Origin of the sequence: Streptomyces sp. 142MFCol3.1, from assembly GCF_000424945.1 — a bacterium.
Classification (GTDB): Bacteria; Actinomycetota; Actinomycetes; order Streptomycetales; family Streptomycetaceae; genus Streptomyces; species Streptomyces siamensis.
Window position 1 is genome coordinate 58,505 of sequence record NZ_KE384280.1, and the last position, 22,690, is coordinate 81,194.

Here is a 22,690-nt window from a genome sequence, read left to right on the forward strand (position 1 = left end):
GGAACATCTGCTCTTCGGCGGCCCGCTCCGGTACGACATGGGCTGGTCGCAACACTCCGACGCGTTCCTGGAGTTGAACTTCCGCGCGATGGTGACGCGGCTGCCGTCACTGCTCGCGTCCAGTTTCCGGCTCGCCTGGCGGGCGGACCCGCGCGCCGCCCGGGTGGTGCTGGCCGCCGAGCTGGCCCGCGGCGGAGCCCAGGCCGTCAGCCTGCTCGCGGTCAACAGCGTGCTGGGGCGGCTGATGGCGGGCGGCCCGGTCGAGGACAGGCTACGCGGCGCACTCCCGGCGCTGGTCACGGTCGCCGCCGTGATGCTGGTCGCCGCACTGCTGCGGGCCGCGTCGACGTACGCCACCGGGCGCCTGGAGCCGAAGGTGGAGCGGGTGGCGACCGAGCTCTACCTGGAGCGGGCAGCGGCGGTGGAACTGTCCGCGATCGAGGACGACGCCTTCCACAAGCTGCTGGACACCGCGCAGTACGGCGCCCAGTCCGCGCGCCGCATGATCTCCATCGCGACCCGGGTCGTGAACGCGCTGATCTCGCTGTGCGCGGCCGCGGGCGTCCTGACGGTGCTGCACCCGGCGCTGCTGCCGCTGCTCGTCACGATGACGCTGCCGAGTGCCTGGAGCGCCCTGACCAACGCCCGGCGGCGCTACGAGTCGTTCCACACCTGGGTGCAGCACGCCCGTGCCGGGCACCTGATCAGCAGTCTGCTCACCGAGCCGGCCGCGGCTCCGGAGATCCGGGTGCACGGTGTCGGGCCGTTCCTGCTGCGGCACTTCCGCTCGATGTCGGAGACCGCCGAGGCCGAACAGGCGCGCCTGGCACGGCTCTCGGCCCGCACCGGGCTGATCGCCGCCGCCTGGACGGGACTTGCCACGGTGGCGACGTACGCGACGCTGGGCGGGCTGCTGCTCGCCGGGGCGATGGCGCTGTCCGTCGCCGGGACGGCCGTGATCGCGATCCGCACCGGTTCGGCGAGCCTCGACACCCTCGTCCTGGAGATCAACTCCCTGCACGAGGAAGCCCTGTTCGTCGGCGACCTGCACCGCCTGTACGTGGAGGCGGCCGAGCGCGCGATCCCGGTGGGCGGCGATCCGCTGCCCGAGCGCCCGCGGGAGATCCGCTTCGAGAACGTCACGTTCACCTATCCGGGCGCCTCGGCCCGGCCGGCGCTCGCGGACGTGACGCTCACCGTGCCGCTGGGCAAGATCGTGGCGCTCGTCGGCGAGAACGGCTCGGGCAAGACGACCCTGGTGAAGCTGCTCGCCGGACTGTACGCGCCCGAGAGCGGCCGCATCCTGTGGGACGACGTGGACGCGGCGACCGCGGACCGGCAGCAGCTCGCCGAGCGCATCGCGATGGTGGCTCAGGACTTCAAGCGGTGGCCCTTCACGGCCCGCGTCAACGTCGCGATCGGCCGTGCCTCGGCATCCCTGACCAGGGAGCGCGTCACGGCGTCGGTCGCCGAAGCGGGGGCCGAGGAGGTCGTGGCCGACCTCCCGCGGGGGCTGGACACGCTTCTGGCCCGCGGTTTCAGCGGCGGTCACGAACTGTCGGGCGGACAGTGGCAGCGCCTGGGCATCGCCCGGGCCGCGTACCGGCGCGGCACCATCCTGATCGTGGACGAGCCGACGGCGGCGCTCGACGCCCGTGCCGAGCTGGAGGTCTTCGAGAAGATCCGGGCGCTGGCGGGCACCGGCCAGACCGTCATCCTCATCACACACCGGCTGGCGTCGGTGCGTCACGCCGATCTGGTCCATGTGCTCGACCAGGGCCGTCTCGTGGAGTCGGGGAGCCCGGACGAGCTCCTGGCGACGGGGGGCGTCTACGCGGAGTTGTACTCGCTCCAGGCGGAGCAGTTCGCGGCGCGGGTACCGACCGGGGAGACCGGCTGACGCGGCGCGGGCAACGACCCGGAGACCGGCCGACACGGCACGGGCACCCACCCGGAGACCGGCCGACACGGCGCGCCGTCACGCCCTGTCACTCCACGGACTCGCCACCGCGCACGACGACCAGGAACGCGTCCGTGGCTAGGTCCATCACGACCTCCGCCGCCTGGCCCTCCTGGCGGCGCGCCTGCGCGAACTCCTCAGCGGGCCACGAACCGCGCGGTCCACCGGCGGGAAAGCGCTCCAGCACCGTTCGCCCGTTCACCCTGCACCTCCATGTCGCGCTGCACTCGAAGAGTTAAACGCCCGGCATGGGGTCGGCGGCTCGGGAAGTGACGGTACTGAGACATTGCCGACACTCGGCTGTGGGTGCGGCGTGACGGATCTGACGATTCCGCTCACTCCTGGTCACCGGTGGTGTCGATACGGACCTGCCCGGTCAGTCCTCGTACTCGTCGTGGTACCGGATGCGCGCGCTGCCCGCGGGCGCCCCCAGAGAAGACGCCCGCCCCTCGGGCTCCTCCCACTCCTCCTGCCGGCCGAGGGCCGTGAGGTCGAGAAGGCTGGTCGTGGAGCCCAGCCCGTCGAGACCGCGTTCGTAGGTGGAGTACGTGTGGAAGACACGGTCACGGTCGCGCAGGAAGCAGCTCATCCCCGGGCGCTCGTAGGGTTCGCCGGCGCCGTCGCCCTCGTCGCCCGTGCAGGACACCTGGAAGTCGTGGTTGAAGTCGCTGTCGTACGACGAGTACCAGGGCACCGTCCAGCCCATGCGGGCCTTGAAGGGCAGGATCCTGGTGTACGGCGCCCTGGACACGGCCGCGAACTCGGTGCCGCGGGCCCGCAGATGGGCGAGGTGCCCGATCTGGTCGAGGAAGGCCGAGCAGCTGCGGCAGCCCGCGTCCCACTCGGGCGCGAACATGAAGTGGTAGACCACCAGTTGCTGCCGTCCGCGGAAGAGGTCGAGCAGCGTCGCCTTCCCGTCGCCGCCCTCGAACACGTACTCCTTGTCGATCTCGACCATCGGCAGGCCGCGCCGCTCGGCGTTGAGCGCGTCACGCGCGCGTGTGGCGGCCTTCTCCTGGACCAGCAGTTCCTCGCGCGCGGCGCGCCACTCCTCGCGCGAGACGATCCGCGGAAGCGTCATGTGCTCCTCCTACGCAACAGTTCCTTCTCTGTGGTGACCGGCGGGAGAAGCAGAACTCATCGGCGTATCGGGGAGTTTTCTCGTCAGTGCGTCGCCACGAGCGTGAGCGGCCCTCGGGCGCACCGGGCGGATCAGGTGTCGTACTGCTGGATCCGCCTGCCGTGGCTCCGGTCGAGGAGCGCGGGCAGCCGCTGCCCCAGCTCGGCGACCGTGGCGGGCAGATCGATCGTGAGCAGGCGCCGGTCCCGCATCAGTACCCTCCCGTCGACGACGGTCGTGCGCACGTCGGCGGAGCGGGCGCTGTGCACGAGCGTGGCCGCCAGGTCGTGGACCGGTTGGGTGTGCGGTCCGGTGAGGTCGACGAGGACGATGTCGGCCCGGCGTCCCGGGGCCAGGCTGCCGATCCGCTCCCCCAGTCCGACGGCCCGTGCGCTCTGCAGCGTCGCGTGGTGCAGGGCCTGCCGGGACGTCAGCCAACGGGGGTCGCCCTCGGCCGACTTCTGCACGAGGGAGGTGAGCGCCATCGACTCCCATACGTCGAGGGAGTTGTTGGAGGCGGCGCCGTCCGTGGCCAGGCCGACCGGGACGCCTATCTGGCGCAGCGCCCGCACGGGCGTGGGGCCCCAGGCGAACTTGAGGTAGCCGCGCGGGGCGGTGGCGACGGCGATCCGCCCGGGCGCGTCACGCAGCACGGGAAGGTCGCGCTCGACGATGCCCGTGCCGTGCGCGATGAGCACGTCGTGGTGGAGGAGCCCTGTGCGCTCCAGCACGTCGATCGGGGTCACACCGTGGCGGGCCAGGCTGGTCTCGGTCTGCGCGCGGCTCTCGGCGGCGTGCAGGTGCACCGGAAGTCCGTGGTCGCGGGCGAGTTCGGCGGTGGCGGCGAGGTCGGCGTCGTCCACCGTGTAGGGGGCGTGCGGTGCCAGCGCGGTGGTGATGCGGCCGTCGGCGGCTCCGCGGTGGCGCAGCGCGAACTCCAGTGAAATCTCCCGCCCTTCGGGCCCCTGCGAGGAGAAGAAGGCCTCGCCGAGGTGCGCGCGCAGCCCGCTCTCCGCCACCACCGCGGCGACGGCGTCCATGGAGAAGTAGTGGTCGGCGAAACAAGTGACCCCGCCGAGGATCATCTCGGCGCACGCCAGACGCGCGCCCAACTCCACGTCCTTCGCGGTGAGGTTGGACTCGATGGCCCAGATGCGGTCGTTGAACCACTCCTCGGCCGGCAGGTCCTCCGCGACTCCGCGCAGGGCGGCCATCGGGGCGTGGGTGTGGCAGTTGATCAGGCCGGGCATCGCCACCTGGCCGCGGCCGTCGATGTGTTCGACGGCGTCCGGGCGGGGCAGGCCGCCGCCGGTGACCGTCTCGATGACGCCTCCGCGTACGACGATCGAGGCGTCCTCGACGAATCCGGCCTCCTCCCGGTCGTCGTGCACCAGCGCGGTGCATCCCGTGATGACGAGATCGGCGGGCGTGGGTGTTCCACCGGACCGGGTCATTACGTCACCGTACGACGGTGTCGTGCCGTCGGGGGACGTGAACCGCGCATCCCGCACGAGCTCTGTCGGGACGGCGGACGGGCGAGCACTCTGGCGTCATCACCGTCGCCCTCGGTGCGTGTCACCACCGTCGCCCACGGCGCGCGTCACCGCCGTGGTGCCCGGCGCGTCCGTCGCCCCGGTGCGCGTCACCACCGTCGTCACCGGTGCGCTTCAGCCTCGCCTCGTCTCCGCGCGCCTCGGCGCGCCTTTCGGAAGGAGCCCGCATGCTCCTCGGCACGTGGAACCTGGAGAACCTGTACCGGCCCGGCGGTCCCTTCGGGCCGCAGGACAAGGCCGCGTACGAGTCGAAGCTCGCCGCTCTGGCCGGCGTCGTCGACGGACTCGACCCCGAATTGCTCGGTGTGCAGGAGGTCGGCGACCCGGAGGCCCTCGCGGACCTGGCCGACATGCTCGACGGCGACTGGCAGCTCACCGTCTCCGAGCACCCCGACGACCGGGGCATCAGGGTGGGCTTCCTCAGCCGCGCGGCCCCGCGGGTCGTCGCCGACACCGTCGCCTTCCCCGCGAAGCTGCGTCCCGTGCAGGCCGACGACAGCGGCGGCACGGCCTCGCACGCGGGCCGCGGCTTCCTCGCCGTGGAGGTGTCCACGGGTGCGCTGACCCTCACGGCGGCCGTCTGCCATCTGAAGTCCAAGCTGCTCTCGTACCCCGGCGGGCGGTTCCAGCCGCGCGACGAGGGCGAGCGGGCCCGTTACGGCGCCTACGCCCTGTATCGGCGCGCCGCCGAGGCCACTGCGCTGCGCGCGCTGGCCGACGAGCTCATGGCCGGAGAGGGCCGCACGCGGGACGTGGCGGTGCTCGGCGACCTCAACGACGAGGTGCAGGCGGCCACCACGCAGATCCTCCTCGGCCCGCCCGGTTCGGGGATCGGCACCTCGGGGTACGACCGCCCCGACGCGGGCGACGGGATGCGCCTGTGGGATGTCGCTCCGCTCATCCCCGCCGACCGGCGCTACTCCCGTGTCAGCTCGGGGCGCCGTGAACTGATCGACCACATCCTGGTCAGCCACCACCTGGTCCACCGGGTCACCGCGGCGGGCACGGGCCTGCCGGACGAGCAGCGGCTCCGGCTGCCGTCGGTGGCCGCGGACCCGGTCGAGCGGCGCGGTGCGCCGGGCTCGGACCATGCGCCGGTGTGGGTGCGGGTGCAGACGTAGCGGCTACGGCGGCCCTGCCGACGCCGGGATCGTGCGGCGGGCCGCCGCGGGGGCGGACGGTCGCACCGCGCCGGGGGCGGACGGTCGCACCGCGCCGGGGCCGGACGGTCGCACCGCGCCGGGGGCTACACCGCGGACGGGATCTCGGGGGCGGCCCCCGGCGCCCGGTGCGCGTCCAGGCCGGCCCGGTCACGGCGTTCGGCCAGCTCGTCGAGGAGTTCGGCGATCCGCCCGGTGTGCCAGGGGGTGAGCCACCCGGTGTCGTCGAGGTGCACGGCGCACGCCGTGGTCGTGTCGACGAGCCGCTCCAGCGTGGCCGCCACCTCGTCGGTCCCCTCGGCGTGCCGGGCCAGGGCGGGGAGTTCGGCGGCGGCGAGGTCGATCGCGGTGCGGGCCTCGGCCAGCGTGCGATACGCCTCCCGCCGCAGGACCCAGCGCCCGGCCCGGACGTCGGCCGCACCACCGCCCGGGCGCCTCTCGTCCACCCCTGCTTCTCCCCCACCCCCGTGGCGGCCTTCGCCGGATGCTCCGTGCTCGCCGCGGCCCTCACCTCGCCGTCCCCCGTCCGCGTCCACGCCCCGGCCCTCGTCGAGGACGTGTGCGAGATATGCCCCGGCGGCCCGTTCGGCGTGCCGGAGCCGTGCCCGCACGGTTCCCCCGCGCTGCCCGGGCATCGGCAGATGGCCCACGAGCAGCACGATCGCGCAGGCGAGCAGGGTCTCGCCGAGGCGGCTCCAGGAGGCCTGCGGCTCCCCTCCCAGCATCACCAGGGCGAGGACGAGGACGGTGACGACGGCGGTCTGCGCGGCGAAGTGCCGGGTGGCGACGGGGAGAAGGGCGCCACTGACCGCGACCAGGGCGACGAGGCCCTCGGGCCTCGGCAGCAGGGCCGCGAGCCCGGCGAAGGCGACGGCGCCGAGCACCGTCCCGGCCGCGCGGCACAGCACGCGCGAGGCCAGCGGCCCGAGGTCGGGCTTGACGAGGAAGACGGCGGTCGCGGGCAGCCAGTACCAGTGCGCGTGGTGCCCGTACCAGTGGGCCTGGTCCAGGGCCTGTGCGACGGCCGCGCCGGCGCCGAAGCAGAGCGCGACGCGGATCCCGTATTCGCGTCCGGCGGAACCGAGAACGGTGCGGACGGTGGAGGCGAATGTGCGCGTGCGGGTGTGCAGGTCGCCGCCCTCCGCCCGGTCGAAGGCCTCGGCGGCGTGCAGGAGGGCGTCGTCGAGGGCGCGCAGGGCGGGCGCGGTGCGGGTGGGGGCGGGCAGCGGGCCGGGGTGGGTGTTGTTCCGTACGGCGTCGGCGAGGCGCCGGAGCCCCGCGGAGGCGCGGGCGGAGCCGGCGTCCCCGGACCACGCGAGCGCGGTCGCGGCCTCGGCGAGCGGCAGCGCGGCGGCGTACTGCGCGTGCAGCCGCCGCTCGGCCGCGGAACTGGCGTACCGGCGCAGCCGGGGTCCGGCGAGTGCGTCCTGCGCGTGGTCGAGAGCGGCGGTGAGGGCGACGCGGCGGCGGGGCGCCTCCGGCGCTCCGGAGGCGTCGAGCAGATCGGCGATCGCGTCGTAGACGGCGCCGACGGCCGCGCGCTCCCCGTCGAAGCGGTAGTCGCCCGCGGTGGCGCCGGGGGTCGGCAGCGCGAGCCGCAGCAGGAGAAGCCATCCGGCGCCGCCGAGGAAGAAGAGGGCGCGTTGCCATCCCGGTTCGGGCAGCGGCATCCCGGCTCCGATCGCGGAGGCGACGAGCAGCTGGGTCCCGGCACCGGAGGCGACGGGCCCGACCGCGCTGACGGCTCCGGCGACGAGCCCGAGCCCGGTGAGAAGGACGGTGAGCGCGACCGCTCCCATGTGCTGTCCGGCGTACGACCCGACGAACAGGCCGGCGGCTCCGGCCAGGGCGGGCGCCCCGAGCCTCCTGACGGCGGCGCGCCTGCTGCCCGGCCGGTCGTTGATGCCGGCGAGCATCGCGCCGAGGGCGGCGACGACTCCCGCGGAGACCTGCTGGGCCGGCACGGCCACGAGGAGCAGGGGTCCGGCGGCGAGTGCGCCGCGCACGACGGCGCTCCAGGGCACGGGCCCGCGCTGTGCGCGCAGGGCATGGGCGAGCCAGGGCGGGGGGGTGAAGCCGAGGCGGGACACGGGGCTCCTGTCGGCGAGGGCGGGCATGTGCTGGCTGCTGCCTTCGGGCGACGTCGGCCGGGCGGTGTCGTTCCCACGATAGGCCGTCTCGCGTGCGGGAACGGAACGTACGCATTTCCACCGTGTGACGGCGTGCGGGAATTCCGCGTTCTTCATGAACGCGATCGGAAGGAAACGTCGGCGGTGGGAACCGGAGCGGGCGGAAGGACGCGTGGAACCTCCGGACGCGGAGCGGGCCCGAGGGCGTAGCCGGCCCCCGGGCCCTGTGATGCCGCCCATTTCGCACACCGGACCCTGTGCGGACCAGGTCAGTCGTTATGTCGCCGCGTCCTGCCTTTGGACCACCACGCATCGAGCTGCGCGGGCCGGACTTGAACCGGCATTTCGACGTACTGGGGCCTGGGCCGTTCGATCCGGCGATCGGCGGCGAATACTGAGTCTGGAGCAAGAGTCTGAGATTGACCGCGCCCCGTCCCTGACATCTGTGGCGGGTACGGAACGCTCATCACGACAAGCTTCAGCTTCAGCTTGCGCTCCTCGCGCACCCCGGCCGTACTGAGCCGGCCGGGGAGTCTGGAGGCTACCCGAAGAGGTAGCCGAACACGGCGTCCCCGATCCGCTGGTCGACGACGTCGACGCCGTTCGCCTCCTCGCGGGCGAACTTGACGGCCTGCTGCAACTTCTCGACGCGGTCCAGGAGTTCGTTGACCCGTCGTGCGGGAAGGGCGCCGGAGAACTTCACGGTCGTCCAGTACCCGACGTGCACGTCCTCGTAGTACACCTCGACCTGGGCCGGATGCTTCTCGGTGGCCTCGGCCTTGACGTGGTTCCGGGGCACCTTCTTCGTACGGACCGTCCGCACCGGCTCGGTCTTCCAGGCATCGGTGGACGGGTCCTGCGCCCACGACTCGGAGGCGTCGAGAACGGGCAGTTTCCGCACGAAGGAATTGAGGTCGGTGAGCTGCTTCTCCAGGAACAGCAGATAGGACACGGGTACGTCGGCGACGAGTACGCGCCCGTCCACCTTCACGTCCGCGCGGGCCGTGCAGTTGGCCCAGTCCTTCGTGGCGGTCACATCGAACAGCCGCGTGAGGGTCGCCGCGGTGTCCCGCAGTACGTCCTCGGCCTTCACCTGCACCCGGGTCGACTCGGGCGGCAGTTGCTCGCCCTCCTCGTCCTTCGGCTGATAGGTCCGCGATATTCCGGCCAGGAGAGCCGGCTTCTGGAGCCCGTGATGAGCAGCCGTCAGGTCCTGGTGGGACTTGGACTTGACGCCCTTCTCGACTGCGATGATCTGGTTGAGTTTCGCCACGCTCGGAACGGTAACAGCGGCGACCGGTCCTTTTCGAAGCATTATTCGAGAGCATCGCGCACGGCTCGGGAGTGCCTTTCGCCGAGCGGACGAGGACGACGACGAGGACGAGGAGAACGCAACGGCCGCACGCGCGCGTCCGGCGACCTGGCACCGCCGGCGGGTCAGCATTCCCAGAGCTTCCGGTGGCGGTGACGTGTCGGTGCATGGTCCAGGTCCTGTGCCGCGCCGAGGAGTTCGCCCGGCGGCGCGGCGTGCAGGAGCTTGCGGGCGGCCGTGCGGAAGGCGCGCAGTCCGGCGCGGGCCGTGGATTCGTGAGCGGTGCGGATGGTCCAGTCGAGGGCGCGGGGGTAGGTGTAGGCGGTGAAGGAACGGACCAGCCGGGACGGGACGGCTCGACGGCCCTCGCTCCGGGCCCTGGCCGACTCCGCGCCGCTGAGGCGGAGTTCGGTCAGGTGGTGCGCGGTGAGCGGGCCCGGCAGTCCGGCCGTCCAGTACGGGGGCGTGGCACGGCGTCCGGCGGAGACGTGGTGGACGGTGCGGGACATCAGGGGCTTGCCCCGGGATCGCCGCACCCTCCGGCGTGCCCTGGCCGCAAGTCCGCGCCGAGGAGCGAGCGGGAGGTGCGCATCGGGTCAGGATGCGGGTGGCGCGGCGGGGTGTCGAGCGAAATTCGGATGCGGGGCCCGGCCGTCCCACCGCATCATCGGCAGGTCGGCCGCCGACGACGGACCGGGCCGAGCGGGCCCGGCGTCGACGACCCCTTCAGGAGCTCCCGTGGTCCAGCGCGTCACCGTCCCCACCCTCTTCGCGCCGCCCGTCTATGCGCACGCGTCCGTCGTCGAGGCGGGGACGAAGCTGGCGTTCCTCGCCGGGTCCGTGCCCCTCGACGCCGACGGGAAGATCGTCGGCGAGGGCGATCCCGTGCGGCAGGCCCGGCAGGTGCTGGCCAACCTGGACGAGCAACTCCGCGCGGTCGGCAGCGACATGGCGCACGTGGTGTCGACCGACGTGTACGTCGTGAGCGGCGAGCCGGCGGTGCTGTCCGCCGTGTGGGAGGTCGTCGAGGCGTCCGGGCTGAGCATCGGCCCGCACTCCTCGACGCTGCTCGGAGTGGCCTGCCTCGGGTACACGGGGCAGCTGGTGGAGATCACCGCGACAGCCGTCGTGCCCTAGGCGGTCCCTGACCGGCCATTCCGCCTGTCCGGCGACGCCGGGTACGGTCCGACAGGCCCTGGCCGGGTTCGGGGCCGGGCAGATGGGCGGTACCCGGTGCGGTGCCGTAGACGCCGTGGTCGGTGCGTGAGCCGGGGCCGACGAGGTGGCCGCCGGCGCCGCGGGGCCGGACGTCGTACGGGTCCGCTATCTCCGCGCGTATCTGTCGGTGGCCGCGACCAACGCCTCCGCCATGCCCGGAGCACCGGCACCGTGCCCGGCGTCGTCCACGACGACCAGCTCGCTGTCGGGCCAGGCCCGGTGCAGCCGCCAGACGATGCCCAGCAGGTTCCCGAAGTCGAGACTGCCCTGCACCAGCGTGCCCGGGATGCCCTTGAGCAGGGGCGCGTCCCGCAGCACCACGCCCTCGGCGTTCCCTTCGCCCAGGAAGTGGTCGTTGCCCCAGTAGTGGGTGACGGTCCGGGCGAAGCCCATGCGGAAGGCCGCGTCCTCGTAGCGTTCCACCGAGCGGGGCGGCGCCGGGACGATCGCCGTCTCCCAGTCGGTCCACGCGCGCGCCGCGCGTTCCCGCACCCGCGGATCGGGCGACTCGATCAGCCGGTTGTACGCGGCGGCGAGGTTCCCGTCGCGGTCGTGCACCGGCAGCTCGCCGAGGAACCGCTCGAACGCCTCCGGGAAGATCTTCCCCAGCCCCCTGGTCAGCAGCGCGACCTCGGGGTCCGAGCCGGTGGCCACTCCCGTCAGCACCAGTTCGGACACCGCGTGCGGATGGGTCTGCGCGTACCGCAGCCCGAGCACCGACCCCCATGACACGCCCCACACCAGCCACCGCGCGATGTCGAGCCGTCGCCGCAGCATCTCCAGGTCCCGCATCAGACGGTCCGTCGTGTTGACGCCCATGTCCGTGCCGTAGGCGCTCGCGTGCGGCGTCGACCGTCCGGAGCCGCGCTGGTCGAGAAGCACGATCCGGTATGCGGCAGGATCGCAGTAGCGCCGGTGATGCGGGGTGCAGCCGGAGCCGGGCCCTCCGTGCAGCATCACCGCCGGCTTCCCGCGCGGATTGCCGCAGACCTCCCAGTACACCTGGTTGCCGTCCCCGACATCGAGCATTCCGCCGTCGTGAGGTTCGATCTCCGGATACAGGCCCATCCGCGCACCGTAACGCCCGTACCGCGGTGGCGTCGCGGCAATTCACGCCAACCCGGCCGCCTCCTTCGCCGTCCGCAGGACGTCCCGCAGCATCTCGGGGGTGAGCTTGCCGGTGAAGGTGTTGCGCTGGCTGACGTGGAAGGAGCCGAACAGCTCCAGCCCGTCGAGCGACACCCGCGCCCCGTGCGCGAAGACCGGCCGCGGCTTCGGGACCGCCCATCCTGCCTCGGCGAAGGCCGGCAGGGCGGCCTGCCAGCCGTAGGCGCCGAGGACCACCACCGCGTGCAGCGAGGGCCGCAGCAGCTCCAGTTCCGTCACCAGCCAGGGCCGGCAGGTGTCCCGTTCCGCCGGTGTCGGCTTGTTGTCGGGCGGGGCGCAGTGGACGGGCGCGGTGATGCGGACGCCTCGCAGTTCCAGGCCGTCGGCGGCGGACACCGAGGCCGGCTGCGAGGCCAGACCGACGTCGTACAGGGCCTGGTACAGCACGTCCCCGGAGCGGTCGCCGGTGAACATGCGGCCGGTGCGGTTGCCGCCGTGCGCGGCGGGGGCGAGGCCGACGATCAGCAGCCGGGCGTCCGCCGGGCCGAAGCCGGGCACCGGCCGTCCCCAGTACGTCTCGTCGGCGAAGGCGGCTCGCTTGGTGCGGGCCACCTCCTCGCGCCAGGCGACCAGGCGCGGGCACGCCCGGCAGCCGGAGATCCGCGCGTCCAGTTCGGCCAGGCCACCGGTGTCCATGCCTCCACCGTACGACCAGGTCATCACGGCGCCCGCGGCCACGTACCCCTCGATCGGCATGAGGAGGCGAGGAGCGTCCTGACGAAACCGGGGTACTTGTCGTGGCCGACCTTCGCGAGGGGCGATGCCGCGGATGGTCACGGTCGTGGTGGGGGACCCGGAGGTTCGTCCAGCCGCCGGCGGCCTGCCGGGCGGTGACGACGACGGGGAGACGTTCGCGAAGTCCGCGAGCAGAGGACGAGGGTCGCCCCCCTCCTCCGCTGTCTGGCCGAGGACTCCCTGCCACCGTGCGCGGGTGACCTCGGACGACAGTCTCCGAACCTGCACGCCCCGCCGCATCCGGAGTGGTCCGTGCGACGGAAAAACCCGGAGGTGTCCTGGCCCAGGGAGACTAAAGTCGACGGCATGGCTTCTCAGGGTGCTGACGGGGAGAAGAAGGACACGGGCGCGGGCGCTGCGCCCGGCTCCGGCGACGCGGCGGCCTCCGCCAGGGCGGCGGGCCCCACGAGCGGCGAGAGCGTACGCGTCGACAGCTGGATCTGGTCCGTGCGGCTCGTCAAGACCCGCTCCCTGGGCGCCACCGCCTGCCGCGGCGGGCATGTCCGGGTGAACGGCGAACGCGTCAAGCCCGCGTACTCCGTGCGCGTCGGCGACGAGGTGCGCCTGCGGCACGAAGGCCGGGAGCGGGTGGTCGTCGTCAAGCGCCTCATCCGCAAGCGGGTCGGTGCGCCCGTCGCCGTCGAGTGCTACGTCGACAACAGCCCGCCGCCCCCGCCGCGCGAGGCCGTCGCCCCGGCGGGCATCCGTGACCGCGGCACGGGCCGGCCGACCAAGCGGGACCGCCGCGACATGGAACGGCTGCGGGGGCTCGCCGCCGGCACGTCCGGTTTCGCCGACGCGGCCCGTGCGGCCGGCGCTCCCGGCACCGGCCCCGCCCCGACGGCCGGCCCGGGCAGGTCCCGCCCGTCGGGGTCGTCCCGGTCCTCGGGCTCCTCACGATCCTCCGGCGCGCGCGGTCGGCCGGACGGTTTCGGCGACGCGGACTCCTGAGCCGTCCGGCCCGGTCGACGCACCCGACCGGACGCCCCGCGAAGCGACATCCGGCCCCGCCTCGGCTGACGCACCCCGTGACGCCGTCACGGCGGTGAGGGCACCCCCTGTCGCCGGGGTGCCCTCACCGCCGTACGGCCGTCATGCCCGTCGGCGCACCAGTCGCAGCAACTCCGTGGTGTGGCTCCGCCTGGCCCAGGCGATCAGGGCGAGCGGCAGGACGAGGATGAGCGGGGTCGCCGAATAGGGGCCGTGGATGGCGGTGATGTTGGCGATGAACGCGCCCACCATCAGCGCGCCGAGCGCCATCGCCGCCACGGAGTCGAGCAGCGGGATCAACAGGGCGACACCGCCGGCGAGTTCGAGTGCGCCGATGATGTACATGCCCGTGTGGCCCCAGCCCAGCTTGTCGAACGCCTCGGCGGCCGACGGGTGCGCGATCAGCTTGGGCAGGGCACTCGCGACGGCGTAGAAGAGGCCGAGGACGATCTGCAGAGCGGTCAGGGAGACGCGTGCGCCACGGCTGCGCCCGGGGGCGTTCACGGAGGCGGCGGAGGCGACTCGGGAGGCGGGGACGGAGGTCTCGGACATGCTGGTCTCCTGTGGGAAGCGGTGGCTCGTGCCTTCACCCAGATAGACCGGGCGGTCTCGCGGAACTCATCGCCGCCGGACGACATTTCTTCGCCCCGCTGGGCCCGCGCCTCGGCCGCCATGAGCCCGCACACGCAACACGCAACCGCGCCCGCGGCCCCTGAGGATCAGCCCCACGCGCACGGGCCGAGCCAGGCCCGCTCGGGAGCGGAGCGCATTCCCACCGACTCGGGTTCAGCCCCCGCCGCGCCTTTCGGGGTCGGTCCCGCACCTTCGGGATCAGCCCCGCCGCGCCTTCGGGGTAGGGCCCGCACCTTCAAGACCAGCCCCCGCCGCGCCTTCGGCGTCCAGTCCCGCGCCTTCGAAATCAATCTCGCACCCCGAGTCAGCCACACGCCCCCGGGATCGGCCCGCAGCCCGAGCCGTCACCACGCCCTCGGGGTCAGCTCCGCACCCCGAGGCAGCGCCACATCCCGAGCCGGCCACACCCCTGGGATGAGCCTGCACCCCAAGCGGGCCCCGCACCCCGGAGTCAGCCCCGCACCCCCGGGATCAACCCCCGCACCTCAGGGCAGCCCCACACCCCCGGAGTCAGCTCCGCGTCGCCTTCACCGCCCTCATCCACACGCCGTCCTCGGTCAGACGACGGTCCACTCTCAGCCCGGCCTCCCGCAGGGCCTCCTCGAACTCGTCCTCCGTCAGCGGGCGGGCCAGGAACGTCTGGGTCCAGGTGGCGTCGGGGAACTCGTACTCCGCGCGGACCGAGTTCACCCCGTCACCGACCGGATCCGCGGACAGGATGCGGACGGTGAAGCCGGAGGCGTCCACCCGCTCACGCGGCACGCGGGTGTGCCAGTCCTGCCCCTCGCGCTGGATCAGCACGCAGCCGTCGTCGGCGACATGGCGGACACAGGTGTCCAGCAGCGCTCTGCGCTCCCTCTCGTCACCGGCGTGCACGAGGAACGACGCGAGCATCACCACGTCGAAGGTCTCATCGAGCTGGAGGTCCTCGATCGTGGCGCATATCGCGCGGGCCCCGTGGACGCGCTCCAGCATCTCGGCGGACTCGTCCACGGCCGTGACCGTGAAGCCCCGATCCAGGAGCGGATGGGTCACGCGGCCCACCCCGCTGCCCAGTTCCAGAATGTGCGCGCCCGGGGGCACCGCGGCGGTCACGATGTCCGGCTCGTCCCCGACGGGCAGTCGCGTGTACAGCTCGACGGCGCAGCCGTCCGGTGTGATCGCGCCCGGTCCCGTCCCCTCGTGTCCCTGCCGCATCCTTGTCTTCTGACGCTTCTCGATGCTCATACCCGTCCAACGAACGGTCTCCGGCGCCCCGTTCCGGGTCACTGCCACTCGTTCGGGTGACGTGTTCGAGGGATACCGGTTCGAGAGAGCGCCAATTCGAGAAGTGCGGTTCGTGAAGGACCGGTTCGAGAAAGGGGCGGTTCGGGGAATGCCGCCGGGCGCCGAAGGCTCGGGTCGGTCACGGCACGAACCGTTCGGCTCACAACGTGAACCAGCCGTGCCCGCCGTACCAGTGGCCGCCCGCACGCAGATGGTCGACGATCGCCCGCTCCACGCTGTTGCGCCGGGGCAGTGTCTCCAGCGGCAGCTCGGGATCGCCGAAGACGAACCCGACGGGCACCCCGTCGTCCGGGGTGCCGTCCTGGTGGACGAGCGCGAACCGGTCCTGGAAGCGGACGATGTTGGACTCGGCGGCCAGATAGCGCTTGAGCTGGGGATCGAGCAGCCAGGAGTGGCACATGGCCACCTCATAGCGCTCGTCGGGGAAGTGGCGGGCGAAGAAGTCGCGGGCCAGGGCGAGCGAACGGTCGCAGGCGGCCGGCGTCAGCGGCCCGCGGAAGTCGGTGATGTGCAGGCTCAGACACGGATCGCCGGGGCCCAGGTCGAGACCCGCCTCGGCGACGGCCCGGCCCGTGCGCCGGCCGAGCCGCGCCCGCTGGAACTGGAGCCTGCCCAGCTGGAACAGCTCCCCGTGGAAGTGCAGCGCTATCCACCAGGGGAACAGCAGTCCCGGTGTTCCGGCCCGCCTGTAGTGGACTGCCACGTGACGGCCGAGGTCGGCGAGGGTGCGCCGGGACACGTCCTCGGGGATGCCACGCTCCCGGTGGTAGGCCCGCACGTGGGGCAGCACCGCGATGAAGACGTACACGTGGAAGCAGCGTCCGAGTGCTCCGGCGGACTCCGGGAAGGTGGGCGGCTCCCAGCTCTTGCCGATCTCCCCCATGTCCCGCACGAAGCGGGCGACGCAGCGCGCGAGGAGGGTCATGGCCTCCGGGTCGGCCACCAAGCGGGCGCGCAGCGCGACGAGTTCGTTGATGTGCTCGTGGGCCACGGTCAGGTCGAGCAGCACGTCGGCCAGCTCGTCGCCGTCCGGGAGCACCGCTTCCAGCCCTGGCGGACCTTCGCCCTCCAGGCTCCTCAGCCACTTCGCGAGTCCCGCGTCCGCCCGCAGCGCCTCCAGCAGCACCGTCGCCTCCCCCGGCGGTCGCCGTACCGACCGCTCTCACTTGGTGAACGTGCACCAGGAAGAGTACGTTTCCCAGTAGGAGTGGTGGTCCTGATGCGTACAGGCAGTGAACCGACGACAGCGCGCAGTGCACTGCGGGCGCGCTTCTGGCTGAGCCTGTGGGGCCTGGTCTGGACGATCTTCGGGACGGTCGCGTTCGCGCTGGTCGGGCGGCCCGGCTGGGCTGCCGCGTGCGGGGTTCTGTGGCTGGTCGTCACCGTCGACATGGCGATGATCCTGCGGCACATCCGCCAGGGGCCGCACTATCAGCCGGGACGTGACGTGCCGCCTTACGCACCGCCGGAGACGCGGCCGCCGTACCCGCCTCCGGGCAGCCGGCCGCCTTACCGACGGCCACCGGAGCACCGCCACCCGTGACCGCTCCCGAGCACCGCAAGGTGTGAACCACTCGGAGCACCGCCGTCTCCGACCGCTCCGGCGCGCCCCGTCCCGAGCCACTGCTGCGGAACCACGGGTCCGGGGTCACGGGTCCCGACCACTGTGCAGTCGTCCAGGTGCCTCGGCGCCGGAGGACCCCGCGGCCCTTCCGTACGGCTCGGCCCCGTCCGTACGGGGCCCTACGCGTCGAAGCGCGCCGCCTCCAGGTACTGCGGCTTCGGGTCGAGCGCCGCCGCCAGCCTGAAGTGACGCTTGGCCTGCTCGGGGCGGCGCTGGCGCTCGTAGGTGCGGGCGAGCGCGAAGTGCGCGAACGCGTTGTCCGGCTCACGCTCCAGCACGATCGTGAACTCCAGCTCGGCGGGGCGCAGTTGCGCGGCGGCGAAGAAGGCCCGTGCGCGCAGCAGCCGGGCCGCCGTGTTCTCGGGATGGGCGGCGATGACCGGGTCGAGCAGCTTCACCGCGCCCCGCGGGTCGCGCGCGGCGAGCAGTTGCTCGGCGGCACGGAAGTCGATGACATGCGTCTCCGGAGTACGTCCGGTCGAACCGCTGGTCTCGGGCACGGCTGATTCCTTCCCTCACTGCACGGGTTCAACGCCCCCGTCCGGGGCCGCTATTCCCCGGGCCGGTGGGCTCGGCGCACGAGACCGTCCCATACGTCCCGTACGCGACGTTCCAACTCGTCCAGGGCCACGTCGTTGTCGATGACGATGTCCGCGACCTCCCGGCGCTTCTCGCGCGTGGCCTGGGCGGCCATGCGGGCGCGGGCGTCCTGCTCGGTCATGCCCCGCAGCCGTACGAGCCGGTCGAGCTGGGTCTCGGGGGCCACGTCGACGACGATCACGAGGTCGTACAGCGAAGCGAGGCCGTTCTCGGCGAGCAGGGGCACGTCGTGCACGACGACGGCGTCGTCGGGGGCGGCGTCCTCCAGTTCGCGCGAGCGGGCACCCACCAGCGGGTGCACGATCGCATTGAGCACGGCGAGCTTCTCGGGGTCGGCGAAGACGATCGCACCCAGCCGGGGCCGGTCCAGGCTCCCGTCCGGGGCGAGGACGTCCCGCCCGAAGGCGTCCACGACCGCCGCGAGCCCGGTGGTTCCGGGGGCGACGACCTCCCGCGCGATCCTGTCCGCGTCGATCAGTACCGCTCCGTGCTCGACGAGGAGCCGTGACACCTCGCTCTTGCCGGCGCCGATACCGCCGGTCAGGCCCACCTTCAGCATGCCCAGCAGCTTAGGCCCTGACGACGGCAGGCCCCTCGGCCGGCGGCCGCGACGGCGGAAACGGGCCCGGTCGTCCGCACGGTCCGGGATCCGGTCAGGAGTCGCCCTCGCGCTCGGCCAGGAACCGCTCGAACTCCAGGCCGATCTCGTCCGCGGACGGGATCTCCACCGGCTCCGCGAGCATGTTGCCCCGCGTGTCGGCACCCGCGGCCGCGTCGTACTGGTGCTCGAGGCCCTGGACGAGGGAGACGAGCTCTTCGTCGCCCTCCTGGATCTGCCGGTCGATCTCGGTCTGCGTACGGTGCGCCTCGCTTCGCAGGGAGTGCGCGATGCCGGGGAGCACGAGGCCGGTCGCGGCGGTGATCGACTCCAGGACGGTCAGCGCGGCGTCCGGGTACGGCGAGCGGGCGATGTAGTGCGGCACATGAGCGGCGACGCCCAGGACGTCGTGTCCGGCCTCCATGAGGCGGTACTCGACGAGGGACTCGGCGCTGCCGGGGACCTGGGCCTCGTCGAAGGGGCTGCGGTGGCCGGGTACCAGGTCGGTGCGGTTCCCGTGCGGAGTGAGGCCCACGGGCCGGGTGTGCGGGACACCCATGGGGATGCCGTGGAAGTTCACCGACAGACGGACGCCGAGCCGCTCCACGATCTGCTGGACGGCGGCGGCGAAGCGTTCCCACTCCACGTCCGGCTCGGGGCCCGACAGCAGCAGGAAGGGCGCTCCAGTGGCGTCCTGGACGAGCCGCACGTCGAGGGTGGGCTCTTCGAAGTCGGTCCAGCGGTCGCGCTTGAACGTCAGCAGCGGCCGGCGGGCACGGTAGTCCACGAGCCGGTCGTGGTCGAAACGGGCCACGACCTGGTTGGGCAGCGAGTCGAGCAGCCGGTCGACGATCTGGTCGCCGGTCTCGCCCGCGTCGATGTATCCGTCGAAGTGGTAGAGCATGACAAGACCGGCCGACTCCTGGGCCAGCGCCACGTCGACGACGGCCAGGCCCTTCGGCTCCCATGCGTACAAACCCTGCGGATCAAGCACTGTGACCGCTCCTCCTCGTGTTCGTACAGCACAACATGGTGCGGAGCGCGGGCATTCCCGGACCGCGCCCCTCACCACCATCCTCTTACCCCCTTCTCGGCCGCCGCCGGACGCTCACGCGGACAGCACGCGCGCGTGGAGCGCGGTCACCGCCTTGCGGGCGGACGTGAAGGCACCGTGCTGCCAGGCGTCGGTGTAACTGAGCCAGTCGCCCGCGAAGTAGACCCGCCCGGTGGGCTCGTTGAGGGGTTTGTAGCGTATGTCGTCGGGCCCGCCCGGGGTGTCGTGCCAGGCTGCCTCCAGGTGCGGTGTCTGGCGCCAGTGGTGCGAGAACGAGGAGGCGAGTTCGGTGCGGTACTTCTCGCCGTAGATCTTCACACCCGCGGCCACGGCTCGCTTCTCGCGTTCCCTGGGCGTGAGCTTCGCGTACGCGTCGGCGTCACCGCCGTAGTTGTAGTAGCCGATCAGGACGCCGCGTTCGCCGTGGAAGCCGTAGGAGGGGTGCCAGATGTGGGTGACGTCCTGGTCGGTCTCGGTGATGCCGCCGTAGATGTGGTGGTCCAGTTCCCACCACCGGGAGCGATACTCCAGCCCGATCTTGCCCGCGGACTGCGGGGTGATCGCCTCAAGGGCGCTCTGCACGCCCGGTCCGAGGTTGTGCGGGACCTTGGCGAGGATGTTGGGCGGCAGGGCGCCGATGCAGTAGTCGGCGTCGATGGACCTGGTCCGGCCGCCCTGGGTGTACGTGACGGTGACGCCGCCGCCCTTGTCGGTGATCCGCGAGACGACGGCTCCCGTCCGGATGCGACGGGCGCCGATCGCCGCCGTCAGGGCCCGCGGTATCCGGTCCATGCCGCCCACCGGCTGGAACATCAGCATCGCCTGGTCGAACCCGAACTCGAAGGAGAAGTACCGGCCGACGCCGCTGGCGAAGACCTCGGACGCGCTGGGGAGGCCGTCGAGGAGCACTCCGGGAGTGCCCGCCGCGGCGGGGACCGTGGTGTAGCCGCGCCGCTCGCCGCCCGCGTACGTCAGCTTGTCGCCGAGCTCGCCGAAGTCCTTCAGGAACTCGACGAGTTTCTCCTGGTCTGCGGCAGTGAGTTCCTTGTCGAGGGCACCCCTGTCGGTGGCCTTGGCGAGCAACTCGGAGACGTAGCCGTAGACATCGGCCTTGGCGGTGCGGTATCGCATCGGCTCGGTCATGCCGGCCGACTCGTTGAAGAGGTACGCGTCCGCGTTGGCGTTGGTGAACACCTCGACGGGGACGCCGAGTTCGCGGCAGTAGTCGAGGGTGACCATCCACTGCGGCAGGCGGGCCGGGCCCGCGTTCATGTACTGGCCCTCGCTGAAGCGCGCCGTCTGTTTGTTGCCGTTGAGGTCGGTGGTCGAATCTCCGCCCCGCACGGTGAAGTTGCGCCCGCCGGTGCGGTCTCTGGCCTCCAGGACCGTACAGTCGTAGCCGGCCTTGCCGAGTTCGTACGCGGACGCCAGTCCGGCGATGCCACCACCGACGATGACGACCTTCGCCGCGCCGCGTCCCGTGAGCGTGAAGTCGCTCGACTTCAGGGCACGGAAGGGCTGTTCGCGCGGTGCGGCCTGGGCGGTGGGGGCGAGACCGAGGGCTCCCATGGTGGCGAACATCGTGCCCGCGCCACCGGTGAGACCCACCGTGCGCAGGAACGAACGCCGGCTCGTACCAGGACGGCTCTGAGGCTGTGGCATGACAGGGCTCCCCTTTCGATCTTGATCGACCGGGGAAGCCTCCCAATGGCCGGTTACGGCCCATCGGCAACTCGTGTATCCCGCACGTTTCCGCCCGCGCACGCGTCCAGCCGGGTGGACACCGTGCGCCACGAGACCACCGGGCAGCCGCCGCCCGCGCGCCCGGGGCGCCACGATCACCGGGAAGGTCAGCCGACGTCACGCGCACCGCACGCACCGAGGGCCCACCACCGGAAGGGCAGCCCGGCCGCCGCGTCCGGCGTGGCGATCGCCATCCGCCGCGGTCGACGGGACAGCCGGCGTCCGCCGCGGTCGACGGGGCTGCCGCCGCGACCGGCGTGGTCGACGGCAGCCGCCGTGACCCGCCCGGTCTGCGGGAAACGCACTGCGGGCCCGCACCCTGATGGGTGCGGGCCCGCAGTCATCGGCTAGCGCCTAGCGGTGAGCTTTCAGCTCTGGCCGCCGGCGAGCTTCTCGCGGAGGGCAGCCAGGGCCTCGTCCGACGCCAGGGCGCCGGAGTTGTCCGCGGACTCCGAGGAGTACGAGCCACCGCCGGACGCGGCCGGAGCCGCACCCGCCGCGTCGCCGCCCTCGGCCGCCGCCTGGGCGTCGGCCTCGCGGGACTTGATGACCTGCGCCTGGTGCTGCTCGAAGCGCTGCTGCGCCTCGGCGTACTGGCGCTCCCACTCCTCGCGCTGCTTCTCGTAGCCCTCGAGCCAGTCGTTGGTCTCGGGGTCGAAGCCCTCGGGGTAGATGTAGTTGCCCTGGTCGTCGTAGGACGCGGCCATGCCGTACAGGGTCGGGTCGAACTCGACCGAGGCCGGGTCGGCACCGAAGGACTCGTTGGCCTGCTTCAGCGAGAGGCTGATGCGACGACGCTCGAGGTCGATGTCGATGACCTTGACGAAGATCTCGTCGTTGACCTGGACGACCTGCTCCGGGATCTCCACGTGGCGCTCGGCCAGCTCGGAGATGTGCACCAGACCCTCGATGCCCTCGTCCACACGGACGAACGCACCGAACGGAACCAGCTTCGTGACCTTGCCGGGCACGACCTGGCCGATCTGGTGGGTGCGGGCGAACTGCTGCCACGGGTCTTCCTGCGTCGCCTTCAGCGACAGGGAGACACGCTCGCGGTCCATGTCGACGTCGAGGACCTCGACGGTGACCTCCTGGCCGACCTCGACCACCTCGGACGGGTGGTCGATGTGCTTCCAGGACAGCTCGGAGACGTGGACCAGACCGTCGACGCCACCCAGGTCCACGAAGGCACCGAAGTTGACGATCGAGGAGACGACGCCGGAACGGACCTGACCCTTCTGCAGGGTCGTGAGGAACGTCTGGCGGACCTCGGACTGGGTCTGCTCCAGCCAGGCACGGCGGGACAGGACCACGTTGTTGCGGTTCTTGTCCAGCTCGATGATCTTCGCCTCGAGCTCCTTGCCCACGTAGGGCTGGAGGTCGCGGACACGGCGCATCTCGACGAGGGAAGCCGGCAGGAAGCCACGGAGGCCGATGTCGAGGATGAGACCACCCTTGACGACCTCGATGACGGTACCGGTGACGATGCCGTCCTCTTCCTTGATCTTCTCGATGGTGCCCCAGGCACGCTCGTACTGAGCGCGCTTCTTCGAGAGGATCAGGCGGCCTTCCTTGTCCTCCTTCTGGAGGACCAGGGCCTCGATCTCGTCGCCGACGGCCACGACCTCGTTCGGGTCGACGTCGTGCTTGATCGAGAGCTCACGGCTCGGGATGACACCTTCGGTCTTGTAACCGATGTCGAGCAGGACCTCGTCCCGGTCGACCTTCACGATGACGCCGTCGACGATGTCGCCGTCGTTGAAGTACTTGATCGTCTCGTCGATCGCGGCGAGGAAGGCTTCCTCGT

Annotated in this window: 22 protein-coding genes; 5 read left to right on the forward strand and 17 right to left on the reverse strand. The window is 72.1% G+C overall.

The window, feature by feature from the left end; all coding sequences use genetic code 11:
* The first annotated feature begins 37 nt into the window (after positions 1-37).
* Positions 38-1,900, forward strand: a complete 1,863-nt coding sequence (locus tag H305_RS0143920) for an ABC transporter ATP-binding protein (protein WP_078629564.1) — start codon at positions 38-40, stop codon at positions 1,898-1,900.
* 88 nt (positions 1,901-1,988) lie between these two features.
* On the opposite strand, the gene H305_RS54270 is transcribed toward H305_RS0143920, so the two are convergent.
* The 3 genes from H305_RS54270 to H305_RS0143935 all read right to left on the reverse strand — a co-directional run bounded on the left by H305_RS54270 (position 1,989) and on the right by H305_RS0143935 (position 4,534).
* Complete coding sequence (locus tag H305_RS54270) at positions 1,989-2,162, reverse strand: hypothetical protein (RefSeq protein WP_095933592.1); 174 nt, start codon at positions 2,160-2,162, stop codon at positions 1,989-1,991.
* Between the two features lie 174 nt (positions 2,163-2,336).
* Positions 2,337-3,041 carry a DUF899 domain-containing protein gene (locus H305_RS0143930; protein WP_028805996.1) on the reverse strand — a complete coding sequence of 235 codons (705 nt, stop codon included), beginning with the start codon at positions 3,039-3,041 and terminating at the stop codon, positions 2,337-2,339.
* A 131-nt stretch (positions 3,042-3,172) separates the two neighbouring features.
* Positions 3,173-4,534 carry an amidohydrolase gene (locus H305_RS0143935; RefSeq protein ID WP_028805997.1) on the reverse strand — a complete coding sequence of 454 codons (1,362 nt, stop codon included), beginning with the start codon at positions 4,532-4,534 and terminating at the stop codon, positions 3,173-3,175.
* A gap of 266 nt (positions 4,535-4,800) precedes the next feature.
* Here H305_RS0143935 and H305_RS0143940 point away from each other — a divergent pair, with 266 nt between their 5' ends.
* Complete coding sequence (locus H305_RS0143940) at positions 4,801-5,754, forward strand: endonuclease/exonuclease/phosphatase family protein (protein ID WP_028805998.1); 954 nt, start codon at positions 4,801-4,803, stop codon at positions 5,752-5,754.
* Between the two features lie 125 nt (positions 5,755-5,879).
* On the opposite strand, the gene H305_RS0143945 is transcribed toward H305_RS0143940, so the two are convergent.
* From H305_RS0143945 to H305_RS0143955, 3 genes are all read right to left on the reverse strand, one after another.
* Positions 5,880-7,910, reverse strand: coding sequence for an FUSC family protein (locus H305_RS0143945; protein ID WP_063611409.1), 2,031 nt, complete (start codon positions 7,908-7,910; stop codon positions 5,880-5,882).
* A gap of 553 nt (positions 7,911-8,463) precedes the next feature.
* Complete coding sequence (locus H305_RS0143950; RefSeq protein ID WP_028806000.1) at positions 8,464-9,195, reverse strand: hypothetical protein; 732 nt, start codon at positions 9,193-9,195, stop codon at positions 8,464-8,466.
* A gap of 164 nt (positions 9,196-9,359) precedes the next feature.
* Positions 9,360-9,743 carry a hypothetical protein gene (locus H305_RS0143955; RefSeq protein WP_028806001.1) on the reverse strand — a complete coding sequence of 128 codons (384 nt, stop codon included), beginning with the start codon at positions 9,741-9,743 and terminating at the stop codon, positions 9,360-9,362.
* A 229-nt stretch (positions 9,744-9,972) separates the two neighbouring features.
* On the opposite strand from H305_RS0143955, the gene H305_RS0143960 reads away from it, so the two are divergent.
* The gene (locus H305_RS0143960) at positions 9,973-10,371 is read left to right on the forward strand and encodes a RidA family protein (RefSeq protein WP_028806002.1); all 399 of its coding nucleotides are present in this window, start codon (positions 9,973-9,975) and stop codon (positions 10,369-10,371) included.
* A 186-nt stretch (positions 10,372-10,557) separates the two neighbouring features.
* On the opposite strand, the gene pip is transcribed toward H305_RS0143960, so the two are convergent.
* Together pip and H305_RS0143970 are read right to left on the reverse strand one after the other, a co-directional pair.
* The gene (gene pip / locus H305_RS0143965; protein WP_028806003.1) at positions 10,558-11,520 is read right to left on the reverse strand and encodes a prolyl aminopeptidase; all 963 of its coding nucleotides are present in this window, start codon (positions 11,518-11,520) and stop codon (positions 10,558-10,560) included.
* Between the two features lie 42 nt (positions 11,521-11,562).
* Entirely contained in the window at positions 11,563-12,255 is a 693-nt protein-coding gene (locus H305_RS0143970) for a uracil-DNA glycosylase (RefSeq protein WP_028806004.1), read from the reverse strand.
* Positions 12,256-12,660: 405 nt separating this feature from the next.
* Here H305_RS0143970 and H305_RS0143975 point away from each other — a divergent pair, with 405 nt between their 5' ends.
* The gene (locus H305_RS0143975) at positions 12,661-13,305 is read left to right on the forward strand and encodes an RNA-binding S4 domain-containing protein (RefSeq protein WP_028806005.1); all 645 of its coding nucleotides are present in this window, start codon (positions 12,661-12,663) and stop codon (positions 13,303-13,305) included.
* Between the two features lie 141 nt (positions 13,306-13,446).
* Here H305_RS0143975 and H305_RS0143980 read toward each other — a convergent pair whose 3' ends face one another.
* The 3 genes from H305_RS0143980 to H305_RS0143990 all read right to left on the reverse strand — a co-directional run bounded on the left by H305_RS0143980 (position 13,447) and on the right by H305_RS0143990 (position 16,390).
* Positions 13,447-13,896: a DoxX family protein gene (locus tag H305_RS0143980; protein WP_028806006.1), complete on the reverse strand. Its 450-nt coding sequence runs from the start codon at positions 13,894-13,896 to the stop codon at positions 13,447-13,449.
* 591 nt (positions 13,897-14,487) lie between these two features.
* Positions 14,488-15,174 (reverse strand): class I SAM-dependent methyltransferase, encoded by a 687-nt coding sequence (locus H305_RS0143985; RefSeq protein ID WP_028806007.1) that lies wholly within the window; start codon positions 15,172-15,174, stop codon positions 14,488-14,490.
* Between the two features lie 229 nt (positions 15,175-15,403).
* Positions 15,404-16,390 (reverse strand): acyltransferase domain-containing protein, encoded by a 987-nt coding sequence (locus H305_RS0143990; protein ID WP_234021462.1) that lies wholly within the window; start codon positions 16,388-16,390, stop codon positions 15,404-15,406.
* Positions 16,391-16,483: 93 nt separating this feature from the next.
* Here H305_RS0143990 and H305_RS49165 point away from each other — a divergent pair, with 93 nt between their 5' ends.
* The gene (locus tag H305_RS49165; protein ID WP_051371632.1) at positions 16,484-16,807 is read left to right on the forward strand and encodes a DUF6343 family protein; all 324 of its coding nucleotides are present in this window, start codon (positions 16,484-16,486) and stop codon (positions 16,805-16,807) included.
* A gap of 200 nt (positions 16,808-17,007) precedes the next feature.
* Here the strand turns inward: H305_RS49165 and H305_RS0144000 are convergent, their stop codons facing one another.
* The 6 genes from H305_RS0144000 to rpsA all read right to left on the reverse strand — a co-directional run.
* Positions 17,008-17,388: a tetratricopeptide repeat protein gene (locus H305_RS0144000; RefSeq protein ID WP_028806009.1), complete on the reverse strand. Its 381-nt coding sequence runs from the start codon at positions 17,386-17,388 to the stop codon at positions 17,008-17,010.
* 50 nt (positions 17,389-17,438) lie between these two features.
* Positions 17,439-18,047, reverse strand: coding sequence for a dephospho-CoA kinase (coaE, locus tag H305_RS0144005; protein ID WP_028806010.1), 609 nt, complete (start codon positions 18,045-18,047; stop codon positions 17,439-17,441).
* A 94-nt stretch (positions 18,048-18,141) separates the two neighbouring features.
* Entirely contained in the window at positions 18,142-19,080 is a 939-nt protein-coding gene (locus tag H305_RS0144010) for a PAC2 family protein (protein WP_028806011.1), read from the reverse strand.
* 114 nt (positions 19,081-19,194) lie between these two features.
* A complete protein-coding gene (locus H305_RS0144015; protein WP_028806012.1) occupies positions 19,195-20,721 on the reverse strand; it encodes an FAD-dependent oxidoreductase in 1,527 nt (508 codons plus the stop codon).
* Positions 20,722-20,990: 269 nt separating this feature from the next.
* Complete coding sequence (locus H305_RS0144020) at positions 20,991-21,188, reverse strand: hypothetical protein (RefSeq protein WP_028806013.1); 198 nt, start codon at positions 21,186-21,188, stop codon at positions 20,991-20,993.
* Positions 21,189-21,251: 63 nt separating this feature from the next.
* Positions 21,252-22,690 (reverse strand): 30S ribosomal protein S1 (gene rpsA / locus H305_RS0144025; protein WP_028806014.1); only part of this gene is annotated, 1,439 nt, incomplete at its 5' end.